This is a genomic window from Paracoccus caeni (genome assembly GCF_016629665.1).
Classification (GTDB): Bacteria; Pseudomonadota; Alphaproteobacteria; order Rhodobacterales; family Rhodobacteraceae; genus Paracoccus; species Paracoccus caeni.
The window spans coordinates 351455-374793 of sequence record NZ_JAEPRQ010000003.1; the positions used below are offsets into that span (position 1 = coordinate 351455).

16 protein-coding genes are annotated in these 23339 nt (G+C 63.7%); 10 read left to right on the forward strand and 6 right to left on the reverse strand.

Going from position 1 to position 23339, the window contains the following annotated elements:
- Positions 1-2 precede the first annotated feature (2 nt).
- Genes JJJ17_RS11235 through JJJ17_RS11245 form a run of 3 tightly spaced genes read right to left on the reverse strand, consistent with a single transcriptional unit; the run spans position 3 to position 4114 of the window.
- Entirely contained in the window at positions 3-2813 is a 2811-nt protein-coding gene (locus JJJ17_RS11235) for a phage tail sheath family protein (protein ID WP_200686403.1), read from the reverse strand.
- Positions 2814-2840: 27 nt separating this feature from the next.
- A complete protein-coding gene (locus JJJ17_RS11240; protein WP_200686404.1) occupies positions 2841-3503 on the reverse strand; it encodes a hypothetical protein in 663 nt (220 codons plus the stop codon).
- Positions 3500-4114: a DUF4255 domain-containing protein gene (locus JJJ17_RS11245; RefSeq protein ID WP_200686406.1), complete on the reverse strand. Its 615-nt coding sequence runs from the start codon at positions 4112-4114 to the stop codon at positions 3500-3502. Before JJJ17_RS11245 ends, JJJ17_RS11240 begins: the two co-directional genes overlap by 4 nt.
- A 583-nt stretch (positions 4115-4697) precedes the next feature.
- Between JJJ17_RS11245 and JJJ17_RS11250 the strand changes: the two genes are divergently transcribed.
- A complete protein-coding gene (locus tag JJJ17_RS11250) occupies positions 4698-6995 on the forward strand; it encodes an ATP-binding protein (RefSeq protein ID WP_200686408.1) in 2298 nt (765 codons plus the stop codon).
- A 56-nt stretch (positions 6996-7051) separates the two neighbouring features.
- Here the strand turns inward: JJJ17_RS11250 and JJJ17_RS11255 are convergent, their stop codons facing one another.
- Together JJJ17_RS11255 and ampC are read right to left on the reverse strand one after the other, a co-directional pair.
- Positions 7052-10513 carry an ExeM/NucH family extracellular endonuclease gene (locus tag JJJ17_RS11255; protein WP_200686410.1) on the reverse strand — a complete coding sequence of 1154 codons (3462 nt, stop codon included), beginning with the start codon at positions 10511-10513 and terminating at the stop codon, positions 7052-7054.
- Between the two features lie 275 nt (positions 10514-10788).
- The gene (gene ampC, locus JJJ17_RS11260) at positions 10789-11964 is read right to left on the reverse strand and encodes a class C beta-lactamase (protein ID WP_200686412.1); all 1176 of its coding nucleotides are present in this window, start codon (positions 11962-11964) and stop codon (positions 10789-10791) included.
- 124 nt (positions 11965-12088) lie between these two features.
- Between ampC and JJJ17_RS11265 the strand changes: the two genes are divergently transcribed.
- Positions 12089-12970: a LysR family transcriptional regulator gene (locus JJJ17_RS11265; RefSeq protein ID WP_200686414.1), complete on the forward strand. Its 882-nt coding sequence runs from the start codon at positions 12089-12091 to the stop codon at positions 12968-12970.
- A gap of 45 nt (positions 12971-13015) precedes the next feature.
- Here the strand turns inward: JJJ17_RS11265 and JJJ17_RS11270 are convergent, their stop codons facing one another.
- The gene (locus tag JJJ17_RS11270; RefSeq protein ID WP_200686416.1) at positions 13016-13456 is read right to left on the reverse strand and encodes a DUF6636 domain-containing protein; all 441 of its coding nucleotides are present in this window, start codon (positions 13454-13456) and stop codon (positions 13016-13018) included.
- 284 nt (positions 13457-13740) lie between these two features.
- Between JJJ17_RS11270 and efeU the strand changes: the two genes are divergently transcribed.
- From efeU to JJJ17_RS11310, 8 genes are all read left to right on the forward strand, one after another.
- Positions 13741-14577, forward strand: a complete 837-nt coding sequence (efeU, locus tag JJJ17_RS11275) for an iron uptake transporter permease EfeU (RefSeq protein WP_200686418.1) — start codon at positions 13741-13743, stop codon at positions 14575-14577.
- Positions 14578-15747: an iron uptake system protein EfeO gene (efeO, locus tag JJJ17_RS11280; RefSeq protein ID WP_200686420.1), complete on the forward strand. Its 1170-nt coding sequence runs from the start codon at positions 14578-14580 to the stop codon at positions 15745-15747.
- A 4-nt stretch (positions 15748-15751) separates the two neighbouring features.
- On the forward strand, positions 15752-17008 hold the full coding sequence (gene efeB, locus JJJ17_RS11285) for an iron uptake transporter deferrochelatase/peroxidase subunit (protein WP_200686422.1): 1257 nt from the start codon (positions 15752-15754) through the stop codon (positions 17006-17008).
- 63 nt (positions 17009-17071) lie between these two features.
- Positions 17072-17875 (forward strand): iron uptake system protein EfeO, encoded by an 804-nt coding sequence (efeO, locus tag JJJ17_RS11290; protein ID WP_200686424.1) that lies wholly within the window; start codon positions 17072-17074, stop codon positions 17873-17875.
- 144 nt (positions 17876-18019) lie between these two features.
- A complete protein-coding gene (locus JJJ17_RS11295; RefSeq protein WP_200686426.1) occupies positions 18020-18742 on the forward strand; it encodes an OB-fold-containig protein in 723 nt (240 codons plus the stop codon).
- Between the two features lie 22 nt (positions 18743-18764).
- Positions 18765-20429: a flotillin family protein gene (locus tag JJJ17_RS11300; protein ID WP_234464036.1), complete on the forward strand. Its 1665-nt coding sequence runs from the start codon at positions 18765-18767 to the stop codon at positions 20427-20429.
- Between the two features lie 196 nt (positions 20430-20625).
- Positions 20626-21753, forward strand: coding sequence for an OmpA family protein (locus JJJ17_RS11305; protein WP_200686428.1), 1128 nt, complete (start codon positions 20626-20628; stop codon positions 21751-21753).
- 313 nt (positions 21754-22066) lie between these two features.
- A complete protein-coding gene (locus JJJ17_RS11310; protein WP_200686430.1) occupies positions 22067-23335 on the forward strand; it encodes a VPLPA-CTERM sorting domain-containing protein in 1269 nt (422 codons plus the stop codon).
- Positions 23336-23339: the final 4 nt, after the last annotated feature.

The window sequence follows — 23339 nt, forward strand, 5'->3', positions numbered from 1 at the left end:
TCCTAGCTGCTCGACGCAGTGAACTGGCCGATCTTGAAGATGACGAACTCTGCCGGGGCGACGGGGGCCAGGCCGATCTCGCAGACCAGTCTGCCGTTATCGATGTCGTCCTGGCTCATGGTCGAGCGGTCGCAGGTGACGAAGAACCCCTCTTCCGGGGTGGTCCCCATCAGCGCCCCGGATTTCCACACGCCGGTCAGGAAGGACGAGATGGATTGGGTCACTCGTTCCCAAAGCGCTTCGGAATTTGGTTCGAAAACAACCCATTGGGTGCCGATATCGATAGAATGTTCGACATAGATGAACAGCCGGCGGATGTTCAGGTATTTCCATTCCATGTCCGAACTGATGGTCCGCGCGCCCCACATCCTGATGCCGCGCGGTGTCAGATCGCGGATCAGGTTCACGCCTATGGGGTTCAGCACCTCTTGCTCTGGCGCGGTCAACGGCAGCGCCACATCGACGATGTTGCGGACCACCTCGTTCGCGGGGGCTTTGTGGACGCCGACGGAATTGTCGGTGCGGGCATAGATGCCCATCGCGTAGCCCGAAGGCGGGAAGGATGCGATCCTGCCATTCACGCTGTTCAGCGCCCGCAGCCATGGCGCGTAATAGGCCGCGTATTTGCTATCGTAATTGTTCCGATGCGCCTGGATCGAGGTGACATCGGCGGCATCGGGCGGGACATCCAGCACCGCGACGCGATATTTCAACCGCTCGCAATGCGAGATCAGCGCCGCCTGCACCGTTTCGGCGGTCACACCGGGCACCGCGACCATCGAGATGTCGTCGCGTTCGGCCAGCGCCTCGATCCCGGTGCGACGGCCCGGCCCCATATCCTCGCCGATCAGCGACAGATCGGTGATCGCACCGCCATTATCGCCATTGGCCAGATATTTCGGCAACCCGTTCGCCGTCGCCGGAGCGTCGGTGAACCCGATCCCGGCACCCGCGACCGGTGTATCCACCTCGATCAGCTTCGAGCCGATCTCGGGATCGTTCAGCCGCTCGGCGAAATAGCGCAGCCCGGCATCGGTCGCCATGTCGTCGTTCCAGGTCAGCCCCTCGAACGCCTCGGCCAGAACCGGAAGCCCGGATTCTGCATCGTTCTGCCAGATCAGCACATCGATCTCGTGAACGCGCAGATATGCCGCACGCTGGGCCGGATCGGGATCAAGTTGCAGCGGAGCGGCCAGCGTGAGGGGCGGGTCCAGCGTGACCGTTCTGGCGCCACTGTCGATTGCGGCGACGGTCGCCTCGATCTTCTCGGTCCCGGTGTCCAGTTCCACCTTCGCGCCGGTATAGAAGCTGGCGGTCGAGGCGACGGTCAGTGTGTCATCGCCATTGGCCGCAACCTGCAAGCCCTCGAAGCTGACCCAGTTTTCTGAATCGACGCCGCTGGCCGGGAAATCGCCCGCCGTTTCGGTCAGATACAGCGCGCCGCGCGTGGCATCGACCAGCACCACCTGCGCATTGGCAAAGCCGCCCGCATTGCGCACCGCAATCGCCTGCAACGAACCGGCCTGATTGGGCGCGGTCAGGCCCGTGGCATCGTTGACATAGATGCGGTGGAACAGACCCGCGCCGGGCGCGGTGGCGACCAGACGGGTTGGCGTCGCGGCAGGGGCATTTGCGGTCAAGGCGGTGTCGATGGTTGCATGCGCGCCCGCCGCGATGTCCTGCGCGGTGCGGATGGCCGAGACGGTGATCTCGGTCACATTGCCGCCGGTCGTCACCCGAAGCTCATCCCCCGCCTGCAGGGTCATCGCCAGATCATGCGGGATCGTGCCCGGACCGTAGGGGCCAGCACCGCCGGTCATGTCGATGTCGAAGGCCGCCGGGGCCGCGCCCAGATCGACCTCGGTCCCGGCGGGATTGCCGCTGCGGGCAATCAGCGTCAGGGTCGAGCCGCCTGCGCTGTGATCCGCGCCCGCGCCGCCGCCGCTGACCGAGAAGGTTAGGTCGCCGTCCGCGATGGCGGTGATCGTCGCCGCGTCCGCGCCCACCAGAATGCGGTCGCCGACGCGCAGGTTTTGCAGCGCCTGCCCGGTAAAACTTAACGTCGTGTCGCCTGCCGCCGCATCGGCGGCCAGCGGGATCGCCGGATCGACGCGCCTGCCGCTGGCAGTGGTCAGCGCCACCGGCGCACGGTCGCGCGGACGGAACTCGACCGCAAGCCGGTTGCCGTCATTGCCGCGATAGCGCGCCAGAATGACCGGCCCGGTATCGGCCGAGGGTGCGGCGCCCATGATCTGAACCATGGTGTTGTCGGCCTCGAACGTGACGCCAGCCGCGACCGGGTTCGCCAGAACGACTGAATTTTCTTGCGGATTGGTCGAGGCCACGGGAGAGACCAGCCGCTCGGCAAAGGGGCTGGTGGCATTAGGGCGGGTCAGGATCCGCAGAATGGTGCCGGGCACGATCTGCCGCAACGTGTTCAGCCGCAGCGTGTCCGAGGGGCCGCGCACCGTGGCCCCGCGTGCCAGACGGAAGACGGTGCCCTGATCCATGCTCTGCTGCGCGGCGGCAGCGCCGGGGCCAAGCGCGCGAACGACATAGCATCGGCTGCCGCCATTCTCGAAGAACGCCTTGACCGAGTGGCCAAGATAGTCGCCCAGCCCGGACGGCACGGCGACAGGATCGCCAAACAGCCGCCGGAACTGACCATAGCTGCCGATAAAGGTCGGCTTGCCTTCAGGTCCGCTGCGTGCGGCACCGACAAAGCCGGCGGTCGAGGTGCTTACGCCCTGGATCGGCTTGCCGCGAAACGAAGTCTCCTGAATGAAGACGCCGGGGCGGAGATATTCGGGCATCGTATCGTCTCCTTTGCAGAGGCTTTGTCAGGTGAGTTGAAAGACCACCCGCGCCACCGATTGCGGCGCGATGGTGAAATCCTGTCCGGCGAAGGCAGCACCGGCGCTGTCGGGGATGAACCGGCCCGAGGCGACCGGACGTGCCGCGCCGCCGGGAATACGGGCCTCGATTGTCAGGGGAATCCGCCCCGCCATATCCGGGGCCATCGCGCCCGGAGGCAGGAACAGGAACTCGCCACCCTGATCGGTGCGGGTCATTCTGTCGAAGGGCTGTCCCTGCTGGGCGATGCGGATCTCCAGCCCGGCGGTGTCACTGCCCTGCAGCTTGCCACGGATGCCGGTTTGGCCTGCGGTGGCGATGGCATCGGCGGCGGGCCACAGATCGACTTCGACCACCGTGGCGGGGTCGGGCAGGGGCAGCGTCACCTGCGGATCATCGGCGTCCCACCGGACCCAGCCTGCCTCGGCACGGGTCAGCGGCCTGCGCCACAGGATCGTCTGGGCACCCGTGCCTGCGCCAAGGAAGCGATAGCTGCCATCGGCCTGTCGGATGCCCTTGCCATCGGGGCGGCGGACCGGGCGGAGCAGGCTTCCCGCCAACCGCACCGGTAGTTCCTGCGGCACCGGCTGGCCGGTGAAGTGATCGCGGAAGCGGACGATCAGCGACAATTGATGACGGATGCCTGTCATTGCACCACCGACAGTTCGGCTTCGACCACCTGCGGGGCAGGCGGCGGATCGGTCGGATCAAGCGAGGCGACCCTGACGCGGTAAACCAGCGACAACCGATAGCCCAGCTCGGTGGCATCCCAAATCCTGTAATGACCATCCAGCGGCAGGCTTTCCAGCAGCACCTGTAACCCGTCGCCCGGCATCCAGACCGGCATGCCCGGCATTTCGAACAGGTTTGCGCGGGCGATCTCGGCATTGTCGTAGAAGGCTTGCAGGATCGCGCCGTTCAGACGCGCCTCGTCCAGCGTCGCGGGCATGTCGCCGGTCACGTCATCCGTCGCGCGCGCACCCCATGCCGTGACCAGATAGCACAGCTCCAGCGGCAGCGCCTGACGGCCAAGGGTTCCGTCGGGGCGAAGCCGCATCGGATTGCCGCGCATCTCGGCATTGCCGGTGATCTGATAGAGGAACAGCGAGATGAACGGATCGCTGGTTCCGGCAAGGCTGGTGAACGCCGCCGGAGTGACCAGACCGACCCCCACATTCGGGATGCCAAGCGCCACGATATGCCGGTCTAGCACATCGACCAGCGTGCGCCCGGCATTCTCGATGACCCGCCAGTTAGCCATGAACGGGCCTCTCCCGGACGAAGGATCGCGATGTCTGGACATGCATTTGCATGAAGGAACCCCGGTTGGTCGGCGTTTGATCCTTCCGATCCTGCGCCACGCCACGGTCATCGGGCAAAGCGCTCGGAGGTTCAAAATCGGCTCATGGGCGAGCGATTTGAACTTTTATGTTCATTAATCTCTGGTTTTTTTGAGCGATCTGCACCGGGGTTACGGAGCGGGATCGGCAATGCAGGATATGAACCCTATTGTTCAAAAAGATCTGCATCTTTTGATCAAGGTGATCTAGTTCTTTCCGCTGATGCGGAGTGATGCAAAACCGATCAGTTCAAATTTTACCGGGAAAATCTGCGATCATCTGGACCCGGTTCCTGCCATGAGATTTGACATCGGTCTGTCCCAAAGGCCGCAACCTCTGCACGGCAATGCCCGGTCGTCGGATAAACCCGTTTTGCACCCGGCTGAACCCTCGTCACCAATCAGAATCAGCGGCAACTTGCCTTAGCCTGCAGGAAGGCTTTCGCAACATGAGGCGGTCGGGGGCACTGTGCGGATCGGAATCAATCTGTCGGCGGCGCCGACCATGTTGCGCACGATCCTTGATCGCGGTCTGTCGGGGATCGATGGCGCCGAGATCGTGACGCTTCCCGCGAACGGCCCGTTCGATGCTGTGCTGCTATGTGCGGACAGGCCCGATCTGGGGCTTCTGGAGACGGGGCAGACGCAGCGTCTTGTCATCGTCACGCGGCGCGGAGACCGGATGTGGGTGGCCGGGCCGGACATGCATCCGCATCGCTTCGATGATTTCTCGCCCGATATCCTGCACTCTGCCCTGATCGACGATCCGCGCCCCGTCCAGATCAAGCGCGGCGGTTTCCGGCGCTGGTTCGGTCGCAGCGACAGATCGCAGCCCCCTTTGCCCGCGATTGCCCCGCCAAAGCGCAGCGCAAGGCTTGCGCCGCTGAACGCATGGCTTGCCGGGCGCGTTCTGGACAATCGCGGAGCTTCCCTGCCGGTCGAGGGGGCGGCGCTGCTGGAAAGCCTCGCCCGTTCGCAACAGGGTCAGCCGCTGCAGGCTCCATCCTTACCTGGCCTTGACCGTATCGCAGCCGAGTTCGGTCTTGATCCGCCCGGTCGGGAATTGCTGCTGCTGGCCTCGCTGGTCGAGGTCAGCCCCGAAGCCGCCCGTCTGGTCGCGCTTCTGGGTGGCGGCAATCATCTGACATTGGGTCGGGTGGCTGATATAGGCCATGATCCGATAGCCTTCCTGCCGCGCCTGCAACCCGGCGCGCCGCTGATCGACTATGGCTTGATCCGCATCGAGCCTGAAGGCCCGCTGATCAACCGCAGGATCACCGCGCCTGCCGATGTGGTGGCCTATGCGCTGGGGCAGGCGGATGTGACGCCCTTCCCGCTGCGACCGCTTTACGGCACCCCGCCGCCACTGTCCGAGGTTGTGTCCGAGCGCGTCGCCGTGTTGTCGCGGCTTCTGGCCGAACGACGGCTTCCGCCGGATGCAGCGTTCATCGTTACCGGACCTGTCGATGGTGGGCGGGGTGATGTGGCGCGGGTTTTGGCTGCTTCTACCGCGACCGCTGCGGTCGAATTGGATGCCGCCGCCCTGACCGAAAGGGCGGTGAGGAACGATTTGCGGCGGATGGTGCAGCTTTACCGAACGGCGGTGATCCTGACGGTGCCCGAAGAGGGGGCCGAGGCGCTGGACTGGACGGCGTTGCTGCGTGGTCTGGGCGGGCATGTTTTCCTGATCGCCGCGCCTTCGCAGTTTGCGGCGCTGGCGGTCAGGCTGGGGCGACAGGCGGTGCCGGTTGATCTGCCGGGTCGCGACCGTCCGCAGCGGGCAGAGTTATGGCGGCAGGCGATGCCCAGCCTCACCGATGACGAGCGGGATCTGATTTCCGAACGGTTCGATCTTGGCCGCAAGGGGGTCGAGCGTGCGCTTGGTCTGGCGGTGACCGCTGCCCAGCTTCAGGGGCGAAGCGCGCCTGACCAGCAGGATCTGATCAGCGCCTGTGACCGCCTGCGTATCGCCGATTTCCGGGGAACCGCGCAGCGGCTTGATTGCGATCTTTGCCGCGAGGACATCGTCCTGCGCCCGGAGACCGAGGCCGAGATCGATCTTGCCATCGCCTGGGCCCGCCATGGCGCGGGACTGTTCGACACAGGCGGCGCAGGCAGCAACCTGCAGACCGGGCGCGGGCTTGCCTGTCTTTTCACCGGGCCGCCGGGGACCGGGAAAAGCATGGCGGCGCGGATCGTCGCGCGCGAGGTGGATTATGCGCTTTACCGGATCGATATCAGTCAGGTCGTGGACAAGTTTATCGGCGAAAGCGAAAAGCGGCTGGCTACGCTTTTCGATGAGGCCGAGCGGTCGCGCGTCGCGCTGTTCTTCGATGAGGCGGACTGCGTCTTCGGCAAGCGCACCGAACTGCGCGACAGTCATGACCGATATGCCAATATCACCGTCGATTTCCTGCTGCAGCGGCTGGAAAGTTTCGAGGGGCTGGCAATTCTGGCGACGAACCTTGCGGGAAATATGGACGATGCCTTCCTGCGGCGGTTGCGGGTCCGGGCCGAATTTGCACCGCCCGGCCCGGACGAACGCCGCCGGATATGGGAAAAACTGCTACCTGCTGCAGAACAGCGCGCGGGGGATATCGACCTGAATTTCCTGTCGCATTCCTTTCAGATCGTCGGCGGCGAGATCCGAAATGCAATCTATACCGCCCATCTTCTGGCGGCTGCCGAAGGTCAGCAACTGGCGATGCGTCATTGCGTTCGCGGTCTCTGGCGCGAATTGGGCAAGATCGGTCGGCTGTCGGATCGCGGGCTTCTGGGACCGTGGCGTCAGGCGATCGGCTGAGACACCGCCTTGTGAGGCAGGCGCGGAAAGACCCCCGCGCCTGTCATTGTCACCAATCAGACGAAGACGAAGCTGTCATCCTCGATCCGCGTGAAATCAGCGGCTGCGATTTCGAAGGACAGGTTTCCGCTTGTGCGGACAGTTACCTCGTCAAATGCGGCATCGGCCTCGTATGCGATCTTGCCATTGGTGATGGTCAGGCTGGCCTGATCGACCAGCTTGCCGTCATCGTAGAACCCAAGCTGGACCGCGCCCTTGCCTCCCAGATTGACGAACTCGAATGCTGCATCCAGCGCGTCGCCCAGCCGCCCCCGGTCATCCATCGCGAAACGGATCGTTTCGTTCTGGTTAAGCCGCGTGGCCTGGGACCCAAACAGGCTGTCGCCGAAGAGCGAATAGACCCCAAGGCCCTTGCCCGCCAATGTCAGCAGATTGATCCCCTTGCCCTCGGCAGAGACGGTGATGTCCGAGCCGTCGATCTTCAGACGCGGCACCGGCAGCAGCACCAGATCGCTGTCCACCTTCACCCCGTCTTCGGAATAGGTGACGCGGTTCAGCAGGATCGCGGGATCAAGGAAATCGACCCGCGTGGCGATCGTTGTCGTGGGCGCATCCAGTTCCAGCCCGATCAGCAACGGATCATGGTCCGAGACCGCGAAGGGATCGTTGTTGTAAAACGCCGGATCGTTGAATTGCGACGAATAGGAGAACAGGTCTGGCTCATCTGCATTGATATGCCATTCGGCGACGCCGGTGACATTGTCGCGGATACCCTGACTGCCCATGCCATAGTCCAGCGTCCCGCGCTGGCCGTCGAAGACATAGCTATAGGCATCCTCGCCCAGCCATTCCGTCGCCAGATCGACCATGCCGGCATCGGCCAGCGCCTGAAGCGGATCTTCTTTCGCGTAAGAGTTCAGATCCCCCAGAACCAACTGGTTCTCGGTGCTGTCCGCCCCAGTCGGGTTCGAGGCCAGCCATTCGGCAAGCTCCGCCGCCGCCTCGGCACGGACGCCATTCCAGAAAGCCTGTCCGTCGCCCTGATCGTAGTTCGGATCGTTCCGCAGCGCGTCGATCAGTGCGGGGTCCAGCCCGGCATTCTCAGCCGCCTCCAGCAACGAGACCAGACCGCTATCCCCTTTCGATTTCAGGTGGTTCGCGGCGACCGTCACTTCTGCCCCGTTCGCGGTTTCGAAAGTCGCGGCAAGGGCCGGGCGGTTGCGCTGAAGATCGGCGAATTCGGTGCCGGTCGCAGCGGTGATCTGATCGGCAATGGCCTGTGTCGCGGCAGAGCTGTTCTCGGCATATTCCAGCACCGCGGTTCCTTTCAGGCTGACCTGATCGGCGCGATAGATGATGCCGGTGGTGATGGCATCCTCACCCAGAAAGCCGGTGCCGGGATCGGCATAGGCCCAGACACCCGCCCCCTCGGCCGCGTTCAGCGCATCGACCAGGGTGGCAATCGCGCTGTCCGGGCCGAAGCCGTTATTCTCGATCTCCTGCAGGGCGACGATCTCGGCCCCCATCTGGGTCAGCGCGGTGACCAGCTTGTCGGTCTGCCGCGCAAGATCCTCGGCGGTGGTGGCGCCGCGCGGGTCCAGATCGCCGTTCGGGCCGGTGCCGCCGCTGCCATCGTTCAGCGTGGTGAAATAGTTCAGCACGTTGAAGCTGGCCACCTGAATGTCGCCGCCTACATCCGGCACCTCTGACGGGCGCTCGCCGCTGCCCTCGGTCACGTCCAGCGGCTTGTCCACCTGAATCCGGTAGGTGCCGTAACGCTGATCCATGATGCCGGTGACGCCGTCCAGTTCCGTGCCCAGCCGCAGCGTCGGGCCGGTGGCGGTCAGCGGATCGCCTGCTTCCAGCGGGGTGCCGTCGCCGGAATCGATCATCGTCACCCGGTCCGGGTTCTGCGCGGTTGAGCCGTCATCGATCACGAACCGCGCCGCCGCATTGGCCGCCGCCAACTCGGCCACCAGTTCCGCTTGCGTCTGCGGGTCATAGATCTGCGTCGGCTGGACCAGATTGCCCTCGGCCACCTCGATTTCGCCGAAACGGTCGAGGTTGAAGTTTGTCACCACGGTCAGCGGATCTTCCGAGCCGGTCAGAAGCTGGACCCGCATTCCTTCGAAGGTCTCAAAATTGTCGCGCATGCCAAGAGTGATCTGGGTGACGCTGGGCAGCGCCTGCCCGGTCGCCAGCACCTCGACCGATTGCAGGTTCTCAAGCTGGGTGAGGTTGCCGAATTCCGACACCCGCCCGGTGACGCGAAGCTGGTCGCCGACCGTCACAGGCTGGTTCGAGAACACATAGATCGCCTCGGACGTGGCGGCATCGCCGTCGCTGTCGGCATCCTCTTCCTGCAGGTAATAGCCGACCTGCTGGCCGTTCGCGCCGGTAATGATGCCGGTCACCACCGCCTCGACCGTCACTTCATCGCCGACCATCGCCGACGCATCGCCGCTGCCCTGAATGGCCGAGATCAGCGAGACTGCGGCATCGTTATCCTGAATGGTCACGGTCAGATCGCCGACGGTCAACCCGGCATAGGCGGGATCATCGCTGGCGACGGTAAAGCTCAGCGTGCCCTGATGGCTGCTGGCCTCGGCCAGATCGTCGTCAATGGCGCGGACGATCACCTGAACCGGATCAACCCCGGTCAGGGTCGCGGTGACCGAGGCGGCGAAGGTTTCGCCATCAAGGCTGATTTCGCTTTGCCCGTCGGGTGCGGCCACGGTGATCTGAACCGGGGCGGCGGGCTCGGTCGCCAGTTCCAGCGTGAAACTGTCGGTGCCGCCCGATTCCGCGACAGCCAACCCGTCGCCTGCACGCGCGATCACGGCGGGGGCGGTTTCGCCGCCGGAATTGCCCAGCACGCGGAAATCATCGACGGCGAAATCCTCGTCCCCGGCCTCGACACTGGCCGAGAATCGCAGATCCAGAACCGACCCGCTGCCGGTGATCGAGGCGGTGAAATCCTGCAGATCGCCGGTCAGCAGCGCACCATCGCCGCTGCCGTCCAGATCGGTGTCCTGCCGGAAGTTGCCATTGAAATTGCCCGAGGTGAAATCCGCGCCGACAAAGGCCAGCACGGTTTGCCATGCGCCGCCATCGATCCGCGCCTCGACCCGCAGATAGTCATCGGCGTCGATATCGCCGGGCGCATCGAAAAATTCGGCAAAGCGGCCCTGAAAGGTAAGATCAGAGAGGCCGTTGATGTCGATGCCCGACCATTCGGCGGTGACCGGCAGGCTGGCGCCTTCGCCGTCAAGATCATGCCCGGTCAGATAACCGCCATCGGTGCCGCCATAGGATTTCAGCCCGGACGGCGTCGCCCCCTCGCCGAAATCATCGCCGGATGCTGCGCCCGCGATACCGAAATAATCGCCCGAACCGTCCGAGAAGAACGGCACCGAAGTGGCGAACCCGGTCGCGTCGTCAAAGGTTTCGTGCAGGGCGACCTCTGACGTCGCCGCGTCCGAGGCTGCTGAAAATTCGCTGCCGATCCTGTTTGCCATGATTGTCATCCCTGTCGCTGATCCGGCCAGTTTCGATCCATCGACTAGCAGCGCTTTGCGACCATGTGATGACGACGGTCCGGTATGATTGTTGTGCGGAAAAGACCCGCATCGGACGATTATGAGCCGAGCGTCCCGAAACACAACTTGCGCGACAACGCATCGGCGGTTCGTCGCGAAGAGGGGGTATCCGGTGAGTTCGTCAGCAGGGGAAGACAGTCATCTGCGTCTTGTGCCGTCGGGGCCGCCGCACCTCGCGGCAGCCCCGTTGCGTCTTATTGCGCCGTCGCGCCCTCGATCAGTCGCTGAGCCAGCGCGATACCCGCCTCGACCCGGACCTGATTCGGATAGTTGCGGTTCGCCAGAATGACGATGCCGAAATCTTCTTCGGGGATCAGCGCGACATAGCCACCGAAACCGCTGGTCGAGCCGGTCTTGCTCAGCAGCACACCGTCGCTTTTCGTGTCAGGGCTGTCCAACCTGTCCGCAGGCTGGCTTTCCAGCGCCATCGAGCTGTCATTGCCCGCCAGAAGCCGGTTGAGATCGGCGGGCCAGCCATACCGTTCCCAGATCATCGCCTGCTGAAAATGCGCGGTCTGCGTCTGGCCCGCCTGCGTGGCCTGTATCGCCTGCGCCAGATCCTGCGGCACCTGCCCCTGACCCAGTTGCGCGTCCAGATAGGTCAGCATGTCGGTCACGCTGGATTTGACGCCATAGGCCTCGGCGTCCAGCATGCCCGGATTGACCCGGATTGGCATGTTCGTATCCTTGGAATAGCCGAAGGCATAATCGCCCTGCGCCTCTTGCGGCACCACGATATAGGTCGCCTCAAGGCCCAGCGGCGCAAGCACGTTTTCCTGCAAGGCCGTCGGGAAATCTTGCCCGAATGCCATCGCGACAAGGCGGCCCAGCACGCCGATGCTGATGTTGGAATAAGAGCGATCATGCCCCGCGCCCGCCTCGGGCCGCCATTCCGCCAGCCAATCGATCAGACCGGCATTGTCGCTGATCTCATCCGGCACTTGCAGCGGCATGCCGCCCGACTGATGGGTCGCCAGATCCATCAGGCTCAGCCTGCCAAAGGCGGTGCCTTGAAGCGCGGGTGAATGATCGCTGACCGGATCGGCCAGCGACAGCACGCCGCGCTGATCCGCAAGCGCCGCCAGCGTGACGTTGAAGAGCTTGCTGATCGAGCCAAGCTCGAACACCGTGTCCTGATCGACCGGGCGGCCCGCCTCTTGGTCGGCCATGCCGGAGACGTGGACGTAATGCTTGCCGCCCATGGTGACGCCAATTGCCAGACCGGGAATGTCATGTTCCTGCATCACCGGATCGAAGATGCCCGACGCGGCATCCTGAAAATCCTCATCGGTCAGGGCAAAGGCCGGCACCGGAATGCAAAGGCTCAATACGATCAAGCCAAGGCTTGCGCATCCATAATTCATGTTCATGCTTTCTGTTTTGCTGGTCGGCTGGGCCTGTGTCGGCCCCGATAAAATCCTGATAACCGGAATTTTGGTGAGGTTTCAAACGATGATACTTCACCTTCGGAATTAGAAAAACTAATGTCCCCGCATGGACAGACCGCGACTTCCCCTGAACGCCCTGCGCGCCTTTGAAGCCGCCGCCCGGCACCTGAACCTGACCCGCGCCGCGGTTGAGCTTTGCGTGACGCAGGCGGCGCTGAGCCACCAGATCCGCGGGCTTGAAGAGCGTCTGGGCGTGACTCTGTTCCGGCGCGTGCCGCGTGGGCTGGTGCTGACGGATGAGGGGGTGGCGCTGACGCCGGTGCTGACCCGCGCCTTTGACGGGATGTCCGAGGTGCTGGACCGCTTCAGTCGCGGGCGGTTTCACGAGACGGTCAATCTGGGCGTGGTCAGCAGCTTTGCGACGGAATGGCTGATGCCGCGCCTTGCCGATTTTCATGCGCGGCACCCGGCGGTGGATTTGCGCATTCATGCCAACAACAACCGCGTCGATATCGCGGGCGAGGGGCTGGATCTGGCGATCAAGTTCGGCGACGGAAGCTGGCATGGCATCGCGGCGGTGCAACTGATCGAAGCGCCGATGACCCTCTTTTCGCCACCCGCCTGGGCCGACCGGCTGCGCAGCATCAATGATCTGGCCGAGCTGCCGCTGCTCCGCTCATATCGCGGAGGCGAGTGGAAACAGTGGTTCGAGGCGCAGGGCGCGACCTGCCCCCCGCTGCGCGGCCCGGTCTTTGACACCTCTCTGGCCATCGCGGAAATGGCCGCGCGAGGTCACGGTGCTGCGCTTCTGCCGTTGCCGCTTTTCGATCACTGGACCGCTTCCGGCCGCCTGATCCGGCCCTTTGCTGCCTTGGTCAAGGCGGGTGCCTATTGGCTGACGCGCCCGCATTCCACCGTGGAAACGCCGGGGCAGGGCGCGTTTCGCGAATGGCTGGCCGAGCAGGCGGCAGGTCATGCGCTCAGCTAATGCATGTTCGGGCGTGATCTTGCCGCGCATTGCTTTGGGATGTTGTCAGAAGAGCTTGCGACCACGACGCGCGATTTCGAAACCATGGCCGTCTCGGTTGACGCAGGTGACGCCGCTCTCCGCAATCTCGCAGCGATAGCCGAGCACTGACCAACTGGAGCCATAGGATACAACCGGCGTTGGCACCGGCCAGAAGACGTCGCCATGGCAGAACATGCTTTCACTCGGGTTGCCTTTGGGGCCGAGCGCTATCGTGGCCGTTCTATCGAGATCACAGAATTCCTCGGACGGAGGCGTCCAATCGGCCGAGAAGATATGGCAGAAAAGGTCCGCTTCCGCGTCGAAAGAGCCAAGATGGACGGGAACATAGCACAGGATATTGCCGGAAGGGGTGCTGAAGGAGGGCGACTCTGCCCGTGACTGGCTAACGCCGGTCGCAGCGACGGCAAGAAAGATCGCAGAAACCAGTCGCAGTGCATGATACATGTCGGCTCCATCCTGAAAAATGCGAAATCAATTCGTCTGAAGATAGCGATGCGAAATTCGGCTGCGGTCGGCACGTCGGCTGCCCGTCCATTGTTACCCTGCACAACATCGCCCGTTAATCCAGCCCCTTCGCAACGCAGCCGAGCCGCGTCTCAACGCACGGCTCAGCCGACGGCTTGCCACCCATCCATTGCCCTTGTGCATCCGTTTCGACAGGCGTAACGCTATTTCCGAGTGGTTCGGTTGGGTAACCCTTTCGGCCGCCATGACAGGGGGACGCGGTGATGTTGCCGTCATTTCTGATCATGCTTCGCGAGGGGATCGAGGCGGCGCTGATCGTCGGTCTGATCGCGGGCTATCTGGGCCGGACAGGTCGCAGCGCATGGCTTCCCGCCGTCTGGGTTGGCATCCTGCTGGCCGTCGCCCTGTCGCTGTTCGTGGGCGCCGCCGTCATCGCACTTGGCGGACAATTCCCGCAGCGCACGCAGGAATTGTTCGAAGCAATCGTCGGCGCGGTCGCGGTGGTGTTCCTGATCTCGATGGTGTTCTGGATGCGGAAAGCCGCGCGGTCGATGCGCGCCCATATGGAGCATGACATCGACGCCGCACTGACCGAATCCCGCGCGCCGGTCTGGGCGCTGATCGGGATGAGCTTTTTCGCCGTTGCCCGCGACGGGCTGGAATCGGTCTTCTTCCTGCTGGCGATCTTTCAGCAGAACCCAGGTCAGGGCGCGGCTTTGGGCGCGGTCCTTGGCGTCGTTATCGCGCTGGTCATCGGCTATGCGATCTATCGCGGCGGTCTGCGGCTGAACCTGCGCCGCTTCTTCCGCTGGACCGGGGTGTTCATCATCCTTGTCGCCTCGGGCCTTGCCGGATCGGTGCTGCGCAAGCTGCACGAGGCGGGTCTTTGGAATCATCTGCAACAGCCGGCCTGGGACAGTTCGGAATCGCTGCCGATCACCTCGGTCGCGGGCACGGTGCTGAACGCGCTCTTCGGCTATCAGGAAGCGCCGGTTCTGGGCGAGGTGATCGTCTGGGCCGTGGTTCTAATCCTGTCGCTGTGGTTCTTCCTGCGTCCGATGCCCGCGCCGGGCGGAACCCATGTCGAAGGGAGCGCCTGAATGGCCGACCGCAATCCCATGTCGCGCGGCACCGCGATCCTTGCGCTTTCTGCTGCGACGTTTCTGGTGGTGGCGGGCGGCCTTGCGCTGTGGCTGGCCACGCGCCATGCGGGCGAGCCTGTGACCGAGGGTGCGATCAGGGTCACCGTCAACGACCGCACCTGCGATCCCGCCGATCTGACCGTGCCTGCCGGGCAGCCGACCTTCCTGATCCACAACGGCTCGAACCGGACGCTGGAATGGGAAATCCTCGACGGCGTCATGGTCGTGGCCGAGCGTGAGAATATCGTGCCGGGGCTGGACACCACCCTGTCGCCGCGCCTGAAGCCGGGGACGTATGAGATCACCTGCGGCCTGCTGACCAATCCGCGTGGCACCCTGACCGTGACCGCCACAGCGGAATCCGAGGCTGCCCGCGTCAAGCCAGAGCTTCGCGAATTCATCGGCCCGCTGTCGGAATACCGGGTCTATCTGAGCCGCCGCTCCTCGGAACTGGTCGAAACAACCGAGGCGCTGCACGACCGCATTGCCGCAGGCGATCTGGAGGGCGCGAAAGAGGCGTGGCTCGCCGCCCGTCAGCCGTGGTCGCAGATGGCCCCGATCTGGCCCCGGATCGGCGATCTGACGCAGCGGATGGACCCGCTGGCCGCCTATCTGGAACAGCGAGAGGAAGACCCGGCCTTTACCGGCTTCCACCGCATCGAATACGGGCTGTGGGAAAAGGGCTCGACCGAGGGGCTTCAGCCGTTGGCCCAGACCCTCGCCACCGATGCCGAAACCCTGAAACAGCGCATCCGCGAGATGCAGGTCGCGCCCGAAGAACTGGCGGCGAATGCTTCGGCCTTGGCGGGGCGGGTGGCCGATCAATTGCAGGGCGACCATGTCAGCTATGCGGGGGCTGATCTGGCCGAATATGCCGCCGATCTGGACGGCGCGGCCAAATCGGCGCTGCTGATCGACCCGCTGGTCAAGGATGCCGACGCCAAAGTGTCCGAAGGGCTGAACGCAGCGCTTACCGATGCCCGCGCCGCGCTGGACGGGTTGAAGCAGGGCGAGGCTTTCCCGTCATGGGCGGACCTGGCCGAGGCAGACCGCCAGAAGATCGGCGATGCCTTCCGCAAGGTGGCCGATGCCGCCGCTGCCTATAACCCTGCCATCGGTCTGGAATAGCGCCATGACCGACCGCCCCACCCGCCGCCACGTCCTGACCGGAGCCGCCGCATTGGCCGGGATCGTCCCCGGTCTGGCAATGGCGCAGCAGGCGCAGAACGTCGCCGCCGCCCCGGTCGAAGGGACCGAGGATCGCGGCCAGATCATCTCGCCCTATGGCGCGCATCAGGCGGGGATCACCACGCCCCGGCCCGCGCATGGCATGGTCGCCTCCTTCCATGTGATCGCCGCCGATCCCGCCGCGCTGGAAGACCTGTTTCGTCGTCTGACCGACCGGATCGTCTTCCTGACCCATGGCGGCCCGGTGCCTGAACTCGACCCGAAACTACCGCCCGCAGATAGCGGCATCCTTGGGCCGGTGCTGCGGCCCGATGCCTCGACCATCACCGTCGGGCTTGGCAATTCGCTGTTCGAGGGTCGCGATTGGCTGGCGGGGCTAAAGCCCGCGACGCTCAGCCGGATGACCAAATTCCGCAATGACGCCCTTGTCGCCGATATCTGCCACGGCGATCTGGCAATCCAGTTTTGCGCCAATTCGCAGGATACCGTGGTCCATGCCCTGCGCGATATCGTCAAATCGCTGCCCGACCGGCTGGTGCTGCGATGGGCGCAGGTCGGGAATGTCCCGGTGATTCCGCCCCGCCCGGATGGGCAGGTGGAAAGCGCCCGCAACCTGCTGGGCTTCCGCGACGGATCGGCCAATCCCGACAGCGGCGATGTGCCGCTGATGGATCGGATCGTCTGGGCCGATGCGGGCGAACCCACTTGGGCCTCAGGCGGCAGCTATATGGCCGTCCGCATCATCCGCAATCTGGTCGAGCGTTGGGACCGCACCCCCCTGAGCGAGCAAGAGGCGATCTTTGGCCGCACCAAGGCCAGCGGTGCGCCTTTGGACCGACGTGCGGGGACCGAGACCGACGTTCCCGACTATACCGCCGATCCCGAAGGCGCGGTGCTGGCGATGGACAGCCATATCCGGCTGGCCAATCCGCGCACACCGGATTCGGACCGCAATCTGATGCTGCGCCGTCCGTTCAACTATGTGAACGGGGTGCAAAAGAACGGCCAGCTTGATCAGGGGCTGCTGTTCATCGCTTTCCAGTCCGATCTGGAACGCGCCTTCATCGCCGTTCAGCATCGTTTGGATGGCGAGCCGCTAGAGGAATATATCAAGCCCGTCGGCGGCGGTTATTTCTACGCTTTGCCCGGATTTTCCGAGGGCGGCGACTATCTTGGCCGCACCCTAATCGAGGCCATTTAAGATCCCCGACAAGCCACCAGCCAGTCGGAGCATAGCAACGGGACACAGTAACAGGAGGTTCCCATGCGAATTCTGACCCTTGCCGCGATTTGCGGCATGTTAGCCACCCCTGCGGCCTTCGCCGATACGACGCTCGATCTGGTCGGGCCGATCAGCGATTACAAACTTTATGTCTCGGACAAGACCGACGATCTGGTCGGCGCGACCGAGGAATTCGTGGCCGCCGTGAAGGGTGGCGATGTCGAGAAGGCAAAGGAACTGTTCGCGCCCACGCGCCAGCATTACGAGGCGATCGAACCGATTGCCGAACTGTTCTCGGATCTCGACGTGTCGATCGACAGCCGCGCCGACGATTATGAACAGGCTGAGGCCGATCCGGCCTTCCCCGGTTTCCACCGTATCGAATACGGGCTGTGGGAACAGAACTCGACCGAGGGACTGGAGCCTGTGGCAGACAAGCTCTTGGCTGATGTCAAGGAATTGCAGGGCCGCATCGAAGGCCTGACCTTCCCGCCGGAAGTCGTGGTGGGCGGTGCCGCCGCGCTGATGGATGAGGTCGCAGCCACCAAGATCTCGGGCGAGGAAGACCGCTATTCCCACACCGACCTGTGGGATTTCCGCGCCAATTTCGACGGTGCCCGCAAGATCGTGGAACTGGTGCGTCCGCTGGTCACGGATGAGGCGTTCCTGACCAAGGTTGACGGTAATTTCGCCACCATCGACACCACGCTGGACAAATACAAGGAAGGCGATGGCTACGTCACCTATGACAAGCTGACCGAGGATGACCGTGTGGCGCTGTCCGCTGCGGTGAACGCGCTGGCCGAGGATCTTTCGACCCTTCGCGCGCAACTGGGTCTGGGCTGACCGCCCCCACGGCGGCCCTTGCCGGGGCCGCCATCCGGCACATTGTCCGGCAGCGTGACGATGCGGCAGGCGGGTGTCACAACCACTTGATCGAAGCGTCCGCTTGCCGCATTGATGGAAGTATAGATTCTTCCGGTAAATAACTTGCTCTCTCATCTTCTGTCCGCACCTTATCTTCCTTTTTTCTTTGCCTTCGGCCTGCTGATCGCGCTGCTTCTGCTGGAACTGATCGCGCTTCTTCTGGGCGGCTCGCTGATGGCTGCCGAGGCGGACGGCCCCGATTTTGACGCCGATCTTGGCGATGCCTTCGACCTTGACGCCAATGCGATGCCCGACACGGCAGAACTGCTTTCGGCGTCCGACCGAATGGCCGCATCCAGATTGCAGCCGTCCTCGCCACAGGGGCTGGCCGGATGGCTGGGCCTTGGCCATACCCCGTTCATGATCTGGCTGGCGGCGCTGCTGCTGGGCTTCGGGTTGTCGGGCTTTATCCTGCAAACGGCCGCAGAAAACCTGATCGCCGCGCCTCTGACCCGCTGGATCGCTGTGCCGGTCGCCGCCCTGATCGGCGTGACCTTTGCCGCCCGCTTCGCGCGCCTTTTCGCCCGCCTGCTGCCGCGCGTGGAAAGCACCGCGACCTCGGCGCAATTCATGGGCGGGCTGCGCGGTGTCGTCACGCAGGGCACCGCCCGCGCCGGTTCCCCGGCCGAGGTGCGGCTGCGTGATCTTTACGGCAATATCCACCACATGCGCTGCGAGCCGCACCACCCCGACGACGTGATCCCCGAAGGTCGCGAGGTGCTGACCGTGCGGCAACGGATCCCGAACGGCGGCGGCTGGCTGCTGCGCATCATCCCCATCGAATGAACCTGTCCCTAAGGAAGCTCACATGAACATGACCAATTATCTGGTGATCCTTGGGGTCATCGTCGTCTTCTTCCTGCTGATTGGCGTGATCCTTGGCCGCCTTTACCGCCGCGCCACGCGCGAGGTCAGCCTGATCAAGACCGGCGCCGGCGGCAAGCGCGTCATCATGGATGGCGGCGCCATCGTCATTCCGCTGCTGCACGAAATCCGCCCGGTGAACATGCAGACCCTGCGTCTGGAAGTGCGCCGTCAGGGCGATGGCGCGCTGATCACCAAGGACCGGATGCGGGTCGATGTGGGGGTCGAGTTCTACGTCTCGGTTCAGGCGACCGAGGACGGCATTTCCCGCGCCGCGCAGACGCTGGGCGAGCGGACCTTCAACGTCGATCAGTTGCGCGAAATGATCGAGGGCAAGCTGATCGATGGCCTGCGCGCCGTCGCCGCCCGGATGTCGATGGACGAACTGCACGAAAACCGCACCCATTTCGTGCAAGAGGTGCAGAATGCCGTCTCCAACGACCTGCTGAAAAACGGTCTGGAACTTGAAAGCGTCTCGCTGACCGCTTTGGACCAGACGCCCTTCAACGCGCTTGACGAAAACAACGCCTTCAACGCCGTCGGGATGCGCAAGCTGGCCGAGGTGATCGCGACCTCGAAGAAAGAGCGCGCACAGATCGATGCCGATGCCGATGTGGCCGTCCGCCGCGCCGCGATGGAGGCCGAACGTCTGAAGCTGCAAATCGAACGCGACGAGGAAGAGGCGCGGATCGCCCGCACGCAGGAAATCGAGCAGTTGAAGGCGCTGCAAGAGGCCGAGATTTCCCGGTCCCGCGAGGCTGCGGAATCCGAGAAAGAACGCGCCCGCATTCAGCGCGAGCAGGAAATCAACTCTGCCGAGATCGCCCGCGCCCGCACCATCGAGGCTGCGCAGATCACCAAGGAACGCGATATCGAGGTGGCGAACCAGGATCGTCAGATCATCATCGCCGAAAAGTCCGAAGCTGAAAGCCGCGCCCGCGCTTCTGCCGACTCGGCCCGTGCCGAGGCGATGAAGGCGCGCGAGGCGATTGAAACCGCCAGCGCCGTGGCCCGCGCCGAACGCGACAAGGAAATCGCCGTCATCGACGCCCGCCGCGAGGCCGAGCGCGAGGCGACCCGCCTGCGCATCGCCGCCGAGGCTGAACGCAACGCCGCAGCCGACCGCGCCGCAGCCCTGCGCGAAGAGGCACAGGCCGAGGCCGACGCCCTGACCATCCGCGCCGAGGCGAAGAAGCTGGACCTTCTGGCCGAGGCCGAAGGTCGTCAGGCGCTTGCCAATTCCGAGAACACGCTCTCGCCGGAAATCGTCGCCATGCGCGTGGCCTTGGCCCGGCTGGAGGCGTTGCCGCGCATCGTTCAGGAAATGGTCAAGCCGGCCGAAAAGATCGACTCGATCCGCATCAACCAGATCAGCGGTCTGGGCGGCGCGAATGGCGGCGGTGGCTCGGGCGAGGGCAAGGCCCCGGTCAATCAGGCCTTCGACGCCATGCTGGGCGCGGCGCTGCAACTGCCCGCGATGAAAAAGCTTGGCGAAGAGCTGGGAATGAACTTCGAGAACGGGTTGACCGGTATTCTGGATGAACCGGCCGCAAAACCGGCGGCCCCGAAAGAAGGCACGAAGCCCGACGCGCCCGAGTCGCGGTCATAGGGGCGTTTCGTCGCTTTTGATTGGCACGATCCTTTTCTGCCACGGCGGCTGAGGATCGTGTCTGCGCGAAAAGGCCGCGCATCGCCCCTCAGCCAGCCTTTGCTCATCGCCTTAAAATCCCCTTTCTATCGGCGCGCGCCCCGGCTTTGTTGTGGCTGCGAAACTCCTTCGGACGCACGACGCGCAAGGACATTAAATGATTGTAAAACAGCTTTTCACCGCACCCCGCCGCCGCGCTTTGCTGCTTTCGGCAACTGCGCTTTTGCTGGCGCAAGCCGCTCAGGCTCAGGCTCAGGACGCGCCAGAGATCCCGCCAATCCCCGCAATCGTCGTGCCGGACTTTGTCGGCGTCGAGCCCGCGCAGCAAAGTTTTCAGGATGCACTTGGCGATAAACTCGCCGCAATCGACGGCATCCGCATCGCCCCGGCCCGATGCGATGATCAGGGTGCCTTGGTGCCCGGCCTTGGCATGGTTCTGCGCGACGATACCGGGATCACCGCCGATCTGGGCGACGAGGGCACCTATGTGATCGACGAAGGTGGCGCTGGTGTCGCCAATATCGGCGGTGCGCAGTTTACGGTCGAAGAGGATGGATCGGGCACGATCAACCGCGAAGGTGACGATGGCGAGCAGATCACGGTCGAGGCGGATGGCTCGGGAAGCTATAACAGCCAGCGCGATCAGATCACGCTGGATGGCGAAGGCGGCGGTACCTGGAATTCGGATCGCGTAGGTCAGGTGGTCATCGAAGCGGATGGCAGCGGCATCTGGAGCGGTCCTCTTGGCCAGATCATCAATGAAGGCGATGGCAGCGGATCGTGGAATGGCGAACATATCGTCATCAATGACGGCAATGGCAGCGGCAGTGTTGACGGTCAGGATATGGCGATGGAGCCACTGCCGCCGGTGCCGCCAGCGGGCAAGTTCCCATTGCTGACGAAATTCCGTCTGCCGCCTGCTGCTTGCGGTTATCTGATCACGCTAGAAGATCGCATCCTGTTCGACTTCGACAAGGACGATCTGCGCTCCGATGCTGCGGAAACCGTCGATGCGCTGGCAGAAGCCTTCATCAGCGTCTCCCCGGGGCGGCTGGAGATCCGTGGCCATACCGATGCCAAGGGCAGCGACGACTATAATCTGGACCTGTCTCAGCGCCGCGCCCTGACCGTCGAGACCGCGTTGAAGGACCGCGCCGTCACAAGCGACATGGAGGCGGAGGGCTTTGGCGAAAGCCAGCCCGTTGCGCTGAATGAGGTCGACGGCAAGGACAATCCCGCCGGTCGTCAGCTTAATCGCCGGGTCGAAATCTTCGTGCCGAACTGAAAGGCAGGTCCGAACGATGTGTTCGAACCTGATCTCGTTCGAATGATTGCGCGGTCTGTGGTTGACCAAGGCTAGCCGGTGCCGCGGCGACGACCAGTCACAGCGGCACAGACGGTGAGGATTGCGGAAATTTGGATGCCGCCCCGCATTCGCCTAATAAGCATGCCTCAATGATTTACCCTTACGTCAACAGAATGAGCGAACATTCGCTCAATCCAATGGTTCTTGCTCAGTTTGCGCTAACTCCAAATTGACCGAACTCCTTCTTCTCACGAAGAGGTGAGTTGGGATTAAAGAGTTGGGGGGAAACAACATGATCCGCTTATCTGCTTGCTTGCTGGCAGGCTTTCTGCCGCTGTCGGCGATGGCCGCACCTGTCGATATTCTGTTTGTCGGAAACAGCTACACCTTCGGTCGCGTCGATCCGGTGATGAGCTACAACGCCGAAAACGTCACCGACCTGACCTCGCCCGAGCGTGGGGGCACCTTCACCGACACCACCGGCAGCCACGCTTTCGAGCCGCATCCCTGGGGCGGCGTTGCGGGCATCTTCAAACAGTTGGCCGATCAGGCGGGGCTGGATTACAACGTCTCGCTGTCCACCCGGAACGCGGCCTCGCTGCGCGGCCATTTGCTGAACAGCAGCCCTGCCAACTGGGATACGCGCGGCAACATCACCCAGCAGACCTGGGACAAGGTCGTTCTGCAGGAACAAAGCGCCAATTCGCTGGCCTATCAGACCAATGCCAGCGGCAATAATAACGGCGCCGACCGGGAAGGTTTCCGCTACTACGCCAACGCGATCAAGAACCTGGTCCAGTCACCCGGCGGCACCGGCGTATTGCGCGACCGTGACGGCTTTGACGGCGCCACCGCAGCCGAGCGTCAGGCCGCCTGCGAGGCAACCGGCACCTCTTCCGTGACCTGCAGCCGCAGCCGTGGCGAATATGTGAACGCCAATGCCAGCGAAGAGACCGAGGTTTATCTCTATCAGACCTGGGCCCGCCCGAACATGATCCACGGCGCGCCCGAGACGGTTCGCGACGATACCGACGGCTCGATCACCTGGACCGATACGCCGTCGTCGGAAACGTTCTACGACAACTACGCCCAGATGACCGCCGAACTGGTCGAAGGGTATCAGGAAGCCTATGACTATGCGCTTGCGCAAGGCGATACCGGCTATGCCGGGATCGCGCCGGTCGGGCAGGCTTTCCTGCGCGCGCTTGACCAAGGCCTTGCGACCAGCGATTTCTGGGGCCCTGATGCCGGGACCGACGGGCTGATCGATCTGTGGTTCGACGATGGCACCCATGCCAGCAAATACGGCAGCTATCTCAGCGCACTGACGCTTTTCGGGACGATCACCGGGCTGAACCCGGCCATGTTCGGCCTGCACGAGATCGCCGCCCGCGACCTTGGCATCAGCCAGCGCGACTCGCTGATTCTGCAACTCGTCGCCAGCGAGCAGTTGGGCTATACCCAACCCGCCCCGATCCCGCTTCCGGCCAGCTTCCCGCTGATCCTTGCCGGGATGGGCGCGCTTGGCCTGATCGCACGCCGCCGCAAGGCCGCAGCCTGATCCA

Excerpts from the sequence above, each read along its gene's own strand:
- JJJ17_RS11235 (WP_200686403.1), bottom strand. The coding sequence starts at position 2,813 with ATGCCCGAATATCTCCGCCCCGGCGTCTTCATTCAGGAGACTTCGTTT.
- JJJ17_RS11240 (WP_200686404.1), bottom strand. The coding sequence starts at position 3,503 with ATGACAGGCATCCGTCATCAATTGTCGCTGATCGTCCGCTTCCGCGAT.
- JJJ17_RS11245 (WP_200686406.1), bottom strand. The coding sequence starts at position 4,114 with ATGGCTAACTGGCGGGTCATCGAGAATGCCGGGCGCACGCTGGTCGAT.
- JJJ17_RS11250 (WP_200686408.1), top strand. The coding sequence starts at position 4,698 with ATGTTGCGCACGATCCTTGATCGCGGTCTGTCGGGGATCGATGGCGCC.
- JJJ17_RS11255 (WP_200686410.1), bottom strand. The coding sequence starts at position 10,513 with ATGGCAAACAGGATCGGCAGCGAATTTTCAGCAGCCTCGGACGCGGCG.
- ampC (WP_200686412.1), bottom strand. The coding sequence starts at position 11,964 with ATGAACATGAATTATGGATGCGCAAGCCTTGGCTTGATCGTATTGAGC.
- JJJ17_RS11265 (WP_200686414.1), top strand. The coding sequence starts at position 12,089 with ATGGACAGACCGCGACTTCCCCTGAACGCCCTGCGCGCCTTTGAAGCC.
- JJJ17_RS11270 (WP_200686416.1), bottom strand. The coding sequence starts at position 13,456 with ATGTATCATGCACTGCGACTGGTTTCTGCGATCTTTCTTGCCGTCGCT.
- efeU (WP_200686418.1), top strand. The coding sequence starts at position 13,741 with ATGTTGCCGTCATTTCTGATCATGCTTCGCGAGGGGATCGAGGCGGCG.
- efeO (WP_200686420.1), top strand. The coding sequence starts at position 14,578 with ATGGCCGACCGCAATCCCATGTCGCGCGGCACCGCGATCCTTGCGCTT.
- efeB (WP_200686422.1), top strand. The coding sequence starts at position 15,752 with ATGACCGACCGCCCCACCCGCCGCCACGTCCTGACCGGAGCCGCCGCA.
- efeO (WP_200686424.1), top strand. The coding sequence starts at position 17,072 with ATGCGAATTCTGACCCTTGCCGCGATTTGCGGCATGTTAGCCACCCCT.
- JJJ17_RS11300 (WP_234464036.1), top strand. The coding sequence starts at position 18,765 with ATGAACATGACCAATTATCTGGTGATCCTTGGGGTCATCGTCGTCTTC.
- JJJ17_RS11305 (WP_200686428.1), top strand. The coding sequence starts at position 20,626 with ATGATTGTAAAACAGCTTTTCACCGCACCCCGCCGCCGCGCTTTGCTG.
- JJJ17_RS11310 (WP_200686430.1), top strand. The coding sequence starts at position 22,067 with ATGATCCGCTTATCTGCTTGCTTGCTGGCAGGCTTTCTGCCGCTGTCG.